General features: G+C 36.2%; 16 protein-coding genes and 1 rRNA gene. 15 read left to right on the top strand and 2 right to left on the bottom strand.

Annotation, left to right across the window (positions count from 1 at the left end):
• Positions 1 to 85: 85 nt before the first annotated feature.
• The 13 genes from FG384_RS14970 (at position 86) to FG384_RS14910 (ending at position 10,767) form a co-directional block, all read left to right on the top strand.
• Positions 86 to 1,030 carry a DNA-directed RNA polymerase subunit alpha gene (locus tag FG384_RS14970; protein ID WP_142643400.1) on the top strand — a complete coding sequence of 315 codons (945 nt, stop codon included), beginning with the start codon at positions 86 to 88 and terminating at the stop codon, positions 1,028 to 1,030.
• 52 nt (positions 1,031 to 1,082) lie between these two features.
• Positions 1,083 to 1,463 carry a 50S ribosomal protein L17 gene (gene rplQ / locus FG384_RS14965; RefSeq protein ID WP_142643399.1) on the top strand — a complete coding sequence of 127 codons (381 nt, stop codon included), beginning with the start codon at positions 1,083 to 1,085 and terminating at the stop codon, positions 1,461 to 1,463.
• Positions 1,464 to 1,774: 311 nt separating this feature from the next.
• Entirely contained in the window at positions 1,775 to 2,623 is an 849-nt protein-coding gene (locus FG384_RS14960; RefSeq protein WP_142643398.1) for an energy-coupling factor ABC transporter ATP-binding protein, read from the top strand.
• Positions 2,599 to 3,468: an energy-coupling factor ABC transporter ATP-binding protein gene (locus FG384_RS14955; protein ID WP_142643397.1), complete on the top strand. Its 870-nt coding sequence runs from the start codon at positions 2,599 to 2,601 to the stop codon at positions 3,466 to 3,468. The genes FG384_RS14960 and FG384_RS14955 overlap by 25 nt, the downstream gene beginning before the upstream one ends.
• Complete coding sequence (locus tag FG384_RS14950; protein WP_142643396.1) at positions 3,468 to 4,265, top strand: energy-coupling factor transporter transmembrane component T family protein; 798 nt, start codon at positions 3,468 to 3,470, stop codon at positions 4,263 to 4,265. The genes FG384_RS14955 and FG384_RS14950 overlap by 1 nt, the downstream gene beginning before the upstream one ends.
• A gap of 12 nt (positions 4,266 to 4,277) precedes the next feature.
• Positions 4,278 to 5,030: a tRNA pseudouridine(38-40) synthase TruA gene (truA, locus tag FG384_RS14945; protein WP_142643395.1), complete on the top strand. Its 753-nt coding sequence runs from the start codon at positions 4,278 to 4,280 to the stop codon at positions 5,028 to 5,030.
• Positions 5,031 to 5,198: 168 nt separating this feature from the next.
• The gene (rplM, locus tag FG384_RS14940; RefSeq protein ID WP_142643394.1) at positions 5,199 to 5,636 is read left to right on the top strand and encodes a 50S ribosomal protein L13; all 438 of its coding nucleotides are present in this window, start codon (positions 5,199 to 5,201) and stop codon (positions 5,634 to 5,636) included.
• A 22-nt stretch (positions 5,637 to 5,658) separates the two neighbouring features.
• Positions 5,659 to 6,051 (top strand): 30S ribosomal protein S9, encoded by a 393-nt coding sequence (gene rpsI, locus FG384_RS14935; protein WP_142643393.1) that lies wholly within the window; start codon positions 5,659 to 5,661, stop codon positions 6,049 to 6,051.
• Positions 6,052 to 6,313: 262 nt separating this feature from the next.
• Entirely contained in the window at positions 6,314 to 6,820 is a 507-nt protein-coding gene (locus FG384_RS14930; RefSeq protein WP_142643392.1) for a GNAT family N-acetyltransferase, read from the top strand.
• A 32-nt stretch (positions 6,821 to 6,852) separates the two neighbouring features.
• Complete coding sequence (locus tag FG384_RS14925; RefSeq protein WP_142643391.1) at positions 6,853 to 8,040, top strand: MFS transporter; 1,188 nt, start codon at positions 6,853 to 6,855, stop codon at positions 8,038 to 8,040.
• Between the two features lie 95 nt (positions 8,041 to 8,135).
• Positions 8,136 to 8,846: a GNAT family N-acetyltransferase gene (locus FG384_RS14920; protein ID WP_142643390.1), complete on the top strand. Its 711-nt coding sequence runs from the start codon at positions 8,136 to 8,138 to the stop codon at positions 8,844 to 8,846.
• Between the two features lie 76 nt (positions 8,847 to 8,922).
• Entirely contained in the window at positions 8,923 to 9,636 is a 714-nt protein-coding gene (locus FG384_RS14915; RefSeq protein WP_142643530.1) for an N-acetylmuramoyl-L-alanine amidase, read from the top strand.
• A gap of 78 nt (positions 9,637 to 9,714) precedes the next feature.
• Positions 9,715 to 10,767 carry an Mrp/NBP35 family ATP-binding protein gene (locus FG384_RS14910; RefSeq protein WP_142643389.1) on the top strand — a complete coding sequence of 351 codons (1,053 nt, stop codon included), beginning with the start codon at positions 9,715 to 9,717 and terminating at the stop codon, positions 10,765 to 10,767.
• 31 nt (positions 10,768 to 10,798) lie between these two features.
• Here FG384_RS14910 and gerD read toward each other — a convergent pair whose 3' ends face one another.
• A complete protein-coding gene (gerD, locus tag FG384_RS14905) occupies positions 10,799 to 11,425 on the bottom strand; it encodes a spore germination lipoprotein GerD (protein ID WP_205961810.1) in 627 nt (208 codons plus the stop codon).
• A gap of 123 nt (positions 11,426 to 11,548) precedes the next feature.
• Here gerD and FG384_RS14900 point away from each other — a divergent pair, with 123 nt between their 5' ends.
• Positions 11,549 to 12,229 carry a KinB-signaling pathway activation protein gene (locus FG384_RS14900; protein WP_142643387.1) on the top strand — a complete coding sequence of 227 codons (681 nt, stop codon included), beginning with the start codon at positions 11,549 to 11,551 and terminating at the stop codon, positions 12,227 to 12,229.
• A 65-nt stretch (positions 12,230 to 12,294) separates the two neighbouring features.
• Here the strand turns inward: FG384_RS14900 and FG384_RS14895 are convergent, their stop codons facing one another.
• The gene (locus FG384_RS14895) at positions 12,295 to 12,960 is read right to left on the bottom strand and encodes a hypothetical protein (protein ID WP_142643386.1); all 666 of its coding nucleotides are present in this window, start codon (positions 12,958 to 12,960) and stop codon (positions 12,295 to 12,297) included.
• A 252-nt stretch (positions 12,961 to 13,212) separates the two neighbouring features.
• On the opposite strand from FG384_RS14895, the gene FG384_RS14890 reads away from it, so the two are divergent.
• Positions 13,213 to 13,273, top strand: a 16S ribosomal RNA gene (locus tag FG384_RS14890); the annotation flags it as partial.

The raw sequence follows: 13,273 nt of genomic DNA, 5'->3' as shown, positions 1-13,273 counted from the left end.
TTGTGCGAACAGCAATCAGTTAAACGATCGAATTCATGATGGAAAGAACCTATACATTCGATGTTTTGAGGGAGGGTAAATTGGAATGATCGAAATTGAAAAACCAAAGATTGAAAGTGTAGAAGTCAGCGAAAATGCCAAATTTGGTAAATTTGTTGTAGAACCGCTAGAACGTGGCTATGGAAATACTTTGGGCAATTCTTTACGTCGTATCCTTCTGTCTTCTTTACCAGGAGCTGCAGTTACTTCTATTCAAATTGATGGCGTATTACATGAGTTTTCAACTATTGAAGGCGTAGTGGAAGATGTTGCATCTATTATTATGAATGTGAAGAAACTAGCTTTGAAAATCTACTCTGATGAAGAAAAAGTCATTGAGATTGATGTAAAAGGAGAGGGGACCGTTACAGCAGCTGACATTACACATGACAGTGATGTTGAGATTTTGAACCCAGAACTCTATATTGCAACAATCGGCAAAAATGGTCATTTCCGTATGCGTATGTACGCTGGTCGAGGCCGTGGCTACACTCCTGCTGATCAAAACAAACGTGAGGATCTTCCTATCGGCGTAATCCCGATCGACTCTATTTACACTCCAGTTTCACGCGTTAATTTTCAAGTGGAAAATACTCGTGTTGGCCAATTATCCAACTACGATAAATTAACTCTTGATGTGTGGACAGATGGCAGCACCGGTCCAAAAGAGGCGATTTCGCTTGGAGCGAAAATTTTAACGGAGCATTTGAATATTTTTGTAGGGATGACAGATGAGGCACAAACTGCTGAAATCATGGTTGAAAAAGAAGAAGACCAAAAAGAAAAAGTATTAGAGATGACTATCGAAGAACTTGATCTTTCTGTTCGTTCTTATAATTGCTTGAAACGCGCTGGTATTAATACAGTATTAGAGCTTGCAAGCAAATCAGAAGATGACATGATGAAAGTAAGAAACCTAGGACGTAAATCTCTAGAAGAAGTAAAAGCGAAGTTAGATGAGCTTGGCTTAGGATTACGTAAAGAAGACTAAGCGATTTTGATATAGCAAGATTTGAACTATTCACCAAAGGAGGGAAACATCCATGGGTTACAGAAAACTTGGACGTACAAGTTCTCAACGTAAAGCGATGTTACGTGACTTAACAACTGATTTAATCATTCATGAGCGCCTTCAAACTACTGAAGCACGTGCAAAAGAATTACGTTCAGTTGTTGAAAAAATGATCACTTTAGGTAAACGCGGAGATTTGCATGCACGTCGTCAAGCTGCTGCTTACATTCGTCGTGAAGTAGCAACTTCTACTGATGAAGAAGGTAACGAATCAACAGTTTTTGCATTACAAAAATTGTTTGATGATGTAGCACCACGCTATGCAGATCGTCAAGGCGGTTACACTCGTATTATGAAAGTTGGACCTCGTCGCGGAGACGGAGCACCAGTTGTAGTAATTGAGTTAGTTTAATCATAAAATCTGAAGAGGGCAATTGGTGTTTCTACCACCCTCTTCTTTTTTCAAACTTATTTATTAGATTTATACGACAATATAAAAGCTGAGTGTTATGATGAGCGGACTCATTTACGCCAAGGCGTAATTGATAAGTAGCGTCTCGTCTAGCTCTACGCACCTCATTTTCCTGATTGGTCTTGAGCAGCCAATCTTGAAGCAGTTATAGAAGAGCGCATTTCTCAAAATGAGGTGCGCGCTTTTTTATTTTATCGTAGAATGGTTAAGTAGAGTTTAGTACAGCTGAGATGAGCTAGAGGAGGTAAAGGATGAAACGCGAAATTATTTCTTTACAAGATGTAACTTTTACATATGCAACAGATGATAGTAATGTACGTCCTGCATTAAATAATGTATCGTATACAATTTACGAAAGCCAATGGGTTGCGATTGTTGGACATAATGGTTCCGGTAAATCGACACTTGCACGATTAATGAATGGTCTTCTATTTCCTCAGACGGGAACGGTACGTGTTTTTGGGGAAACTTTAAATGAACAAAATTTATGGGAAACCCGTTCTCAAATGGGTATGGTATTTCAAAATCCAGACAATCAATTTGTAGGAGCAACTGTCCAGGATGATGTAGCTTTTGCATTAGAAAACAATGGTATCCCTTTTGAGGAAATGGTAGAGCGAGTAGAAGCATCTTTAGCAAAAGTGAACATGAGTGAATTCATGAATAGTGAGCCTCATCATTTATCGGGCGGACAAAAACAACGTGTAGCAATTGCTGGTGCTATTGCATTAAAGCCAAAGATATTGTTGTTAGATGAAGCTACTTCTATGTTAGATCCACAAGGTAGAGAAGAGGTACTTGCTACAGTACGTCAACTAAAAGAAGAAACAGACTTAACTGTAATATCTATTACCCATGACTTAGAAGAAGCACTACTTGCAGATAGAGTAATTATGATGAATCAAGGGGAGAAATATGTAGAAGGTACACCAGAAGAGATATTCCAAAAAGGGCAGGAATTAGTTGACCTCGGTTTGGATTTACCTTTTGCCATGAATATTTCTCGTTTATTACGAGCGCAAGGAATCCCGTTAGTTGCAGATCATATGTCAGAAGAAGAGTTGGTGAATGATTTATGGACATCACACTTCAACAAGTAAGCTATGCTTATGCGAAAAATACACCATTTGAAAAACGTGCACTATTTGATGTGGACTTGCATATTGCGTCAGGTTCGTATCAAGCTATTATTGGTCACACAGGTTCCGGTAAATCGACAATATTACAACATTTAAATGCATTACTAAAACCTACAGATGGTTCTATAAATATCGGTGATGTAGAAGTAAAAGCAGATAAAAAAAACAAGCAATTAAGAGAAGTAAGACAAAAAGTAGGAATTGTTTTTCAATTTCCAGAACATCAATTGTTTGATGAAACTGTTTTGAAGGATATTATGTTCGGACCTATGAATTTCGGTGTTCCAGAAGTAGAAGCAAAACGTCGCGCTATCGAGTTAACCCAATTATTAGGCTTGCCAGAGGAAGTATTAGAGAAATCACCTTTTGACTTATCAGGTGGGCAAATGCGAAGAGTGGCAATTGCTGGTGTACTTGCGATGAATCCAAAAGTACTTGTATTAGACGAGCCCACTGCTGGTCTTGACCCAAGAGGTCGGAAGGAAATAATGGATTTATTCTATACACTTCACAAAGAAAAAGGTTTAACTACCGTTCTAGTAACTCATAGTATGGAAGATGCAGCGAGATATGCAGACCAAATTGCGATAATGCATAACGGTAAATGTGTATTAGAGGGTACTCCTCAAGAAATTTTTGCACATGAAGAGCGTCTTACGGAATTCCGACTAGAGTTGCCTCAAAGTGTTCGATTTCAAAAAAAGATAGAACAAATGATAGGGAAAAAACTACCTACAATTTGCTTAACAGAAGAGTCTCTAGCAGAAGAGCTTGCGCAACTGATTAAAAAGGAGCGTGAGGAGTAATGCTAGAAAAAATGATATTTGGACGTTACATTCCTGGCGATTCATTTATTCACCGATTAGATGCACGTGCAAAATTGATATTTGTATTTTTATTTATAGCTATCGTATTTATCGCTAATAACTGGATTACATATGGAGTTTTGGTTGTATTTACATTTTTAATTATTCGTATGTCTAAAATAAGACTGTATTTCCTAATAAACGGATTGAAGCCTGTCGTAATATTAATCATCTTTACATTTTTATTGCATTTAATATTTACACGAGAAGGCGACGTCATTTACCATTGGAAATTTATTACGATTTACGAAGAGGGTTTACGACAAGGGATATTCATATCCATTCGTTTTTTTGTACTTGTCATTTTAACATCTATTTTAACGCTCACTACGACCCCTATTTCGATTACAGATGCATTAGAGACATTATTAAACCCATTGAAGAAATGGAAGCTTCCTGTGCACGAATTAGCACTAATGATGTCAATTTCGTTAAGGTTTATCCCAACATTGATGGATGAAACCGATAAAATAATGAAAGCGCAAATGGCTAGAGGGTCTGATATGACAACAGGTAGTTTGAAAGAGAGAATGAACGCCATTGTTCCACTTCTTATTCCACTATTTGTGAGTGCTTTCAAGCGTGCAGAAGATTTAGCAACAGCCATGGAAGTAAGAGGATATAAAGGTGGAGAAGGAAGAACAAGATATCGTAAGCTTGAGTGGGAATTACGAGATACGATTACTATGTTTTCACTGGTTGTATTAGCAGGGGTACTTGTATTTTTAAGGCAATAGAATGAGGTGTGAGTGTTGAGGTTAAAAGCAATCTTTAGTTATGATGGGAGTGAGTTTTCTGGTTATCAGGTGCAACCAGGGAAAAGAACTGTTCAATTAGAATTAGAGCGGGTACTTCAAACCATGCATAAAGGAGAAAGTGTGAAGGTTGTTGCTAGCGGAAGAACGGATGCAGGTGTGCATGCAACGGGCCAAGTCATCCATTTTGATAGTACGCTCACACTACCTAATGATAGATGGAAAACGGCGTTAAATGTACAACTTCCAAGAGATATTCGCATATTATCGGTAGAACAAGTACGAGATGATTTTCATGCACGTTTTGATGCTAAAGGGAAAACGTATCGTTATATTTGGTCGTTAAATGAAATACATAGTCCATTTGAGCGAAATTTTACTGTTCATGCAGATCGTTATAAGCCGAATATCGAATTAATGAAACAAGCATCTTGTTATTTACTTGGAACACATGACTTTTCAAGTTTTTGTGCTTCTAATACAAGCGTGAAAGATTTTGTTAGAACGGTTCATTCGATCAAACTGGAAGTCCAAAAAGGGTCAAACCAATTGCATATGGTTATTAACGGAAACGGTTTTTTATATAATATGGTTCGAATAATTGCGGGTACTTTATGGGAAATTGCAATCGGAAAAAAAAGTGTAGAAGAGATAAGAGATATTCTGGAATCTTGTGATCGAAAGAAGGCGGGAAAAACCGCGCCAGCACACGGTTTATACTTGGAGAATGTGGAGTATTTCGAATGAAGCAACTTTTCCAGGTGTTTTTTGAAAAATACTTGACTAAATCACCTATTCACGGTATGATGATGTATGGTATTTTCATTAACCCCACAATATAAGCCCCGAAACTTATTGGTATGAGGATATAGAAAATTATAGATCGATTATGATTGAATTAGGAGGACAAAATACATGCGTACAACATTCATGGCTAAAGGTCACGAAGTAGAACGTAAATGGTTAGTAGTTGACGCTGAAGGCCAAACTCTTGGTCGTCTAGCTTCAGAAGTTGCAGCTATTTTACGTGGTAAAAACAAACCAACATTCACACCTAACGTTGATACAGGTGATCATGTGATCATTATCAACGCTGACAAAATTCATTTAACTGGGAACAAGTTAAATGACAAAATTTACTACCGTCACACTCAATTCTCTGGTGGACTTAAACAACGTACAGCTTTAGAAATGCGTACTAAGTACCCAACGAAAATGATCGAATTAGCTATCAAAGGTATGCTTCCTAAAAACTCTTTAGGACGTCAAATGTTTACTAAACTAAACGTTTACGCTGGAGCAGAGCATCCACATGCGGCACAACAACCAGAAGCATACGAGCTTCGCGGATAATAATTAAGAGGAGGACATACACTTGGCACAAGTTCAATATATCGGCACTGGTCGCCGTAAAAGTTCAGTAGCACGCGTACGTTTAGTACCAGGCGAAGGAAAAATCATTATCAACAAACGTGACGTAGAAGATTACGTACCATTCGAAACTTTACGTGAAATCATTAAACAACCATTAGTAACTACTCAAACTCTAGGTAGCTACGATATCCACGTAAATGTTAATGGTGGTGGATTCACAGGTCAAGCAGGAGCAATCCGTCACGGTATTGCACGTGCACTACTTACAGTAGATCCTGATTTCCGTCCAGCATTGAAATCTGCAGGATTCTTAACACGTGACCCACGTATGAAAGAACGTAAAAAACCAGGACTTAAAGGCGCTCGTCGTGCACCTCAGTTCTCAAAACGTTAATTTCAAATTTTCAAAAGGCTCTCAACCAATTTGGTTGGGGGTCTTTTTTTATTAGAAAAAATCTTATTAGCTATAGAAAAGAATAGTATTTTTATCGTTATTGAAAACAACAGAAGTATTACTGGTGCCAGGCACCAGTAATAATTCTGTAACTTATGTCTAGATTTTTATTTGGAAAAGTGATTGTATCCGTTTTTTTTGAGGTGTATATTAAGAGATATTTAGGAAATAGAAATAATTTATTGGATTGGAGGTGGAGGGAATGAAATTTACGTCAGAGAGGCTAACATATCGACTGTATGATCAAGCGGATTTTGATTTTTTGTATTCCATTTTATCTGATCCTGAAATGGTTCGATATATAGGAAATGGCAATACACGTGATGTGCAAGAAACACAATTGTTTTTAGACTGGATTCTAAGCCATTACAAGTCAAATGAAGAATATGGGTTAAAGCTAATTGTTCGAAAAGAAGATAATATACCAATTGGCCACGCTGGAATTGTTCCACAAACTATAAATGGTAAGCAACAATTAGAAATAGGTTATTGGATTGCTCGAGAATATTGGGGAAAAGGTTATGCTTCTGAAGCGGCGAAAACATTTCTTAATCGAGGAATAAAACAATTAGGAATAACTAGATTTATTTCACTCATTCAACCAGATAATCAAGCTTCCAGAAAAGTAGCGATTAAAAATGGAATGAAGCTAGAAGAAGAGATTGTTTTGAAAGGGAAAGATGTATGTATTTATTCTTTTATGTCTTAGGAAGGTAATTTTGTGAGAAAAAGAGGTACCATATGAAAAGTAAATTTAATGTAGTAATATCTACAATTCTAATTAGTATTTTTATTGCAAGATTTGGAACGTTTTTAGTATTGCCGTACTTAACTTTGTTTTTATTAGATGAATTTGATTACTCTGGTGTTCAAATAGGTACGATCATTTCCACCCTTGCCTTATCAAAATTGATTGTCAGTTTCTTTATAGGTCCATACATAGATAAATATCCTAAAGATAAGGTTATATTTGCTGGGTTAGTTGGCTATTTTATTAGTTATATGTATTTCCCATTTATCGATCAATATGTTGGATTCATTATATTTGCAGCTATTCTTGGGGTCAGTCAAGCGATTGTAGAACCAACCTACCGGGTATTATTAAGTCTTTACACAGAACCGGAAAACAGAAGATTCATCTTTAACATTCGCTATTTTTTAATCAATATATCCGCTGCAATTGCCCCGCTTACATCTGTTTATTTTCAAAAGTTTGGGACAGATACACTGTTTTTCACAGTAGGTTTTATTTTTCTAGTCAATATCATTACATTTGCACTGTTATTTAAAAAGTATCCTATTAAACAAGAAACAACGAATTCAAAAAAAGTATCTATATTTCAGTCTTTCTACGTATTCAAGAAAGATTATGGATTCACCCTTTTTATAGTAGCTTTAATATTCATCAGCTTTGGTTATAGCCAGTTCGATTCTACACTAAGTCAATATTTAGGGATTACGTTTAACCATGAGCTTGCATTGAAATATTTTGCTTGGCTCATTACAACAAATGCGATTACTGTACTAGTAATTCAGTATTTTGTTTATAAACTCGGTGAAGTAATTAGTACAACTGCATGTCTAATCATTGGAAGTACATGTCTTTCTGTCGGGTTATTATTATTTGGTCAAAGTGAACATATTCTTTTTCTAATATTTGCAATGGTGATCTTTACAGCGGGAGAGGTACTCGTGTTTACAATGACCGATGTACATATTGACGAAATTTGTGAGGATCACGAAAAAGGGACTTACTTTGCTTTATCAGGAGTTAGTTCGATTGGTAAAATTGCCGGGCCAAGTTTAGGAGGCTTTCTGTTAGATGTTTTAAACGGAGGATCCATAGTATTTATTATTATAGGTGTCATTACTGTGCTAGCATTACCGTCCTTCTATTTAAGTGATAAAGTGATGAAGAACAGGACTTAATAGGAAGTCGTTAGATAAACTTACTAGGGGTTTGTCTAACGTTTTTTTATTTTCTATCATGGAATGAAAAGAACGATATAGATGGAGGAATTTGTATGAATTTATTCAATATAATTAAAAATAAAAAAGCATTTTGGCTAGTCGATCAAGTAAAGATTAAAGGCAATTCTGAAGAAGATTATAAAGAAGCTTTGACAAAAATACTGATGGAGTATAAGAAAGGTGAAATTGAATATGTATCTTTATTAATGGAAGAAGCATTTGAAAACTGGTTACTGGATAATGGGTTTCGAAAAATTTCGGTCATTCATGAATATGTAAAAACATTAGATGAAACATATCACGTAGAAACTAATCTAACTTTCCATTCTTTATCAGAAGGATTGATGACTGATTTGGAGTTTGCAGAAGCATATGACTTATGCCGAACAGGAACAGCAAATAAAAATATCCCTCAGCCAATGGAACAAGTGATGACCTCCTTAAGTAGTGAACTAGGAGAAGCGTGGAGAAGCAATTGCTATTACTTTTTAAAAGAAAACGAATTAGTTGGGGTAAGTATTCCTCATATTGAAAATGGAACGAAAGATGAAGGAAGAATGTTCTACTTCGGAATTGTTCCAGAAATGAGAGGGAGAGGTTTTGGATTAGAGATTCATAAGATTACGCTAGAACTGATGAAAAAGATCCAAGCTCATTATTATGTTGGAAGTACAGATGAAAGTAATGAGCATATGATAAGTATTTTCGTAAAAAATGGTTGTAGATTAAGAGATAAAAAAGGAATATATCGGATTGGGAAATGAATAAATAAGTTGTTCAATAAAGCTAACATACTCTTTGTCCCTCATACGTATAATGAGTGAAAAAGGAGCGATAGATCTGAAAAAGTGGCTTGTTATCTTAGTATTGTTTTTGATTTCTCTGCTTGCTGTATTTTATGGAACGAAAGCAAGCGATTTAAGTTTCTTCTTACCAGAACCATTAAGTGGAGTGAAAATTGTGATTGACCCCGGGCATGGAGGTATAGACGGAGGGGCAAGCCACGGAGAAACGGTGGAGAGAGATATTACTCTGGCGATGTCTCTAAAGTTAGAGAAAGAACTAAAAGCAAAAGGAGCAACTGTAGTAATGACACGGAGTAAAGAAGGGGACGCGATCGCCGAGCATACTCCAGATGAGAGCTATAATACAACTCGCGCTAGAAAGCGTGCGGATTTACTCCTTCGAGAAGAAATAATGAATAATTCCGAAGCGGATATTGTGTTAAGTCTACATGTAAATGCAGTTCCAGAAGAGAGATGGAGAGGAGCGCAAGTATTTTATCATGCAGAAGGACACGAGGGTGGCGAACTATTAGCAAAATCTATTCAAGGTGCAATTCGTGAAGATATAGGAAATACAGAAAGAGAAGCACTTGCGATTAAACAAGTATATATTTTAAAGAAAGCAAAGGCTCCAGCTGTACTAGTTGAAACAGGATTTTTGAGTAATAATGAGGAAAGAGAATTATTAAAATCTGAAAAGTATCAAAAGAAAATGGTAGAAGCAATCGCAAAAGGTGTAAGTCGCTTTGTAGAAGATAATATTTACTAAGAGCAATGTAGGGTTTGTAGGCACTCGTGTATGGTATACTATAATGCGAATAGTTAACTAAAAGGGGAGTGTCTACAAATGATTAATGAACAACAGGTTCGTGAGTTACTTGGAGAATTAAATGATCCATTTTTACATAGAACTCTGGAAGAAACGAACGGAATTTCAGATGTTTCCATAAAAGAAGAAAAAAATCATGTAAGTGTGAAACTAGCAATTGCAAAAATTAACTCTGGTGAGCAAATGCAACTGCAAGGGAAAGTTGTAGAAGTTCTAAAAAATGCGGGAGCAGCAACTGTCGGCATCCGATTCGAAGAGCTACCAAAAGAAGTGTTAGAACAATTCCGCGGTCAAGCAAAAGGCAGCGACAATGAAAGTATTCTTTCTCCGAATAGTAAAGTGAAAATCATTTCTATCGCATCAGGTAAAGGTGGGGTTGGTAAATCAACGGTTTCTGTAAACTTGGCAGTAGCTCTAGCGCGTTTAGGGAAAAAAGTTGGTTTAGTAGATGCAGATATCTACGGCTTCAGTGTTCCAGACATGATGGGTGTAAAAGATACTCCACAAATAAAAGAAGATCGAATTATTCCTGTAGAGCGTAAAGGTGTAAAAGTCATTTCTATGGGATTCTTCGTGGAAAATAATACACCAGTTGTATGGCGTGGACCAATGCTTGGAAAAGTTTTAGATCAATTTTTTAAAGATGTAGAGTGGGGAGAGTTAGACTTTCTACTACTAGACTTGCCGCCAGGTACAGGTGATGTTGCTTTAGATATTCACCAAATGTTACCTGCATCTAAAGAAATCGTCGTAACGACACCTCACCCAACAGCTGCATTTGTTGCTGCAAGAGCTGGCGCAATGGCTCTGCAAACAGATCATGAAATATTAGGTGTTATTGAAAATATGTCGTGGTATGAATCCAAATCAACAGGTGAACGAGAGATGGTATTTGGTAAAGGTGGCGGTCCAAAACTTGCAGAGGAATTACGCACTGAGTTGCTAGGACAAATTCCACTTGGTCAACCTGATTGGAACGACATTGACTTTGCACCGTCAGTATATGCAGAAACACATGAAACAGGTAAAATTTATTTAGATATTGCTCAAAAAGTAATTGAAAAAGCATAAGAAAAAGGCCGTTTCCCAACAAGGATCGGCCTTATTTTTGTGTTTCATCTTGTTTCTCTTTATCCTGAGAGGATTCTGAACCTTTATCGGAAGACTCGCCTCCACCTCCACCTTTTTGTGAACCAGAGCCAGCTTCTTCAACTAGTTTTTGCCACTTCGTTTGTAATAGAGGACTTTGAATCGTTTCTTCCACAACTTTTTCCATTTCTTTTCGCATGTCACTAGACTGTAGTATTTTTCCTAATTCCTTTTTCATATCAGCTGAACCAAAAAAGCTTTCTAAATCTTTTAAGTACGTCGGATCTTTCATTAGAGACTTCATTAGTTCTTCTTGTTGCTTCAACATACTTTTCGCCATTGTTTCGGAAAATTTGGGGTCTTGGTAAACTTCTTTCCAAAACTCTTCTGCATCCTTTGATAACATCGTTTGTTCAACGGATTTCTTCACTTGTTCGCTGTCAATTACTAAAAGGCCTTGAAATTCAGGGTCATCTAAAAGTTTTCGTATTGATTTTTTCCCTTCCTCTGTTTGTAATGCATCAATCATCATTTTTTTCATCTCCTCATAGGAAGGAGCAGATGAGGTGGGATTATTACAACCCGCTAACAGGCCAATAGTTAATAAAACGAGGGCAAGATACTTCAAGTCAGTCACCATCCTTTCGATTATTGTTCACATTTTTCATTTAATTATGTATAGATGTAAGGAACAAATAGATTTTTTCGTTAATGGTTGTTACAATCTATAAAGGAAGTTTTAAAATATGGAGGATTTTTTGCCGTGACAATTCGAAACTGGTTTAAATTTTTTCTAAACGCAATGTGGATAGGCGGACTAATCACAGGTGTGTTAGGTTTATTTATACGTTGGAACGATGCTTTTGCAAAGTATTTTGAAGCAGGGCAATGGAGCGAATTTTTTGCTGCATTCGCTTTTATGGTTATTATGGGATTCACAGTAAGTGTCATTACCCAAATGGGCTATTTTGCTTACTTAACGATTCATCAAATGGGTGTAAATATTTTCAGAACACTTACTTTATGGAATTGGGTTCAATTATTAATCATTGCAATTGTAATTTTGGATTTAATATTTTTCCGCTTCAAACCGAATGCTGAAACAACAGGTCAAATATGGTTATATGTTGGTTTATTGGCGGTTTTAATAATTACAGCAGTTATTGTAGCTATTGTAAAAGCGAATATGACAAAAAAACATACATTAATTTCAGCATTGTTTTTTATGATTGTTGTATCAACTTTAGAATGGTTGCCAGTATTGATGGTTCGTGCAGACAACGTAGATAGTTGGGTGACGTTATTATTGTTCCCAATTCTCGGAGTTAATGCATATCAATTATTAGCTTTGCCAAAGTACAATGCAAAATCGGAGGAAGACCGATTGAAATTAGAAGCACGTAGAAAAGCAAGAAAAGAAGCTGCTGTTTTAAAGACAAAATAAAAACTGCTCTGACATATAGTCAGAGCAGTTTTTTTGCGAAGAACTTGGGCATGAACAATTTGTTGTTATTCTGGTATTGCTTTACTTTTAGTTGTTAGACCGAATATATTTTGTTCAATAGATAGAAAAGAATCTGATTTTAGTAATTGATTTAATTGTTTCATATCCATTCGTTCCTCTTGATGGAGCGGAACGCTAAGGATATCACCTTTTTGTAACTTTGGATTCGGTTCTCCTTCAACCCAATACATGCTTGAGCTTAGTAAATTTACTTCGTATTCCCAAGCAGTCTTTTGCAATTCCACTGGAAACTCATAGTCCTTCGTGCGGAACCAAAGAGGAATTTCACCAACTAACTTTTCAAATTGATCTATTTCCTTTTTGAATAATGTAGGGTCTTCAATATATTTAGCACCTTCTTGCCCTAAGAGACTAATCGGAATATTTTTTTCCTTCATAACTTTTATGAGAGTAGGTGAACGTTTTATCCAATCCTCGCTTATAAAAAAATGTGGATAGGGTGCTTCGAGGTTTTTTAAAAAAGTTTCCATATCCTCTTTTCCAAAAGTTAAATCGATAGTTACTGTTTTGCCGTGTGCTCCTTTGGACACGACAGTTGGTTTTTCAATCAATTGAAAAACAGGAAGAATAGAAGAATAATTATTTGGGATAATAAAAAATAGAGAAAAAAAGAATACCATTGCAACAACTAATAAAAGCTTTGTTTTCATTGTGAGCTCGCACCTTTCCAATCATTCTAATAAATTTTATGATTTAGTGTTGACATTCATGTTTAAAAGATGTTAAGATACAAAGGTCGCTGTAACAAGACGACAATATAAACACATGAACATTGAAAACTGAACATGCAAAACGTTAAGACATATAGCTTGAACGACTAACTTTGTTAGTCCGAGAGCAAACAATTTTGACATCATTTAATGATGATGCCAGCAAAACAAAATGAGCTTTTTAAGTTCTCTATTATGGAGAGTTTGATCCTGGCTCAGGACGAACGCTGGCGGCGTGCCTAATACATGCAAG

This window comes from Psychrobacillus vulpis (assembly GCF_006861825.1).
GTDB lineage: Bacteria > Bacillota > Bacilli > Bacillales_A > Planococcaceae > Psychrobacillus > Psychrobacillus vulpis.
This window is presented reverse-complemented; position numbering and strand designations above follow the sequence as displayed.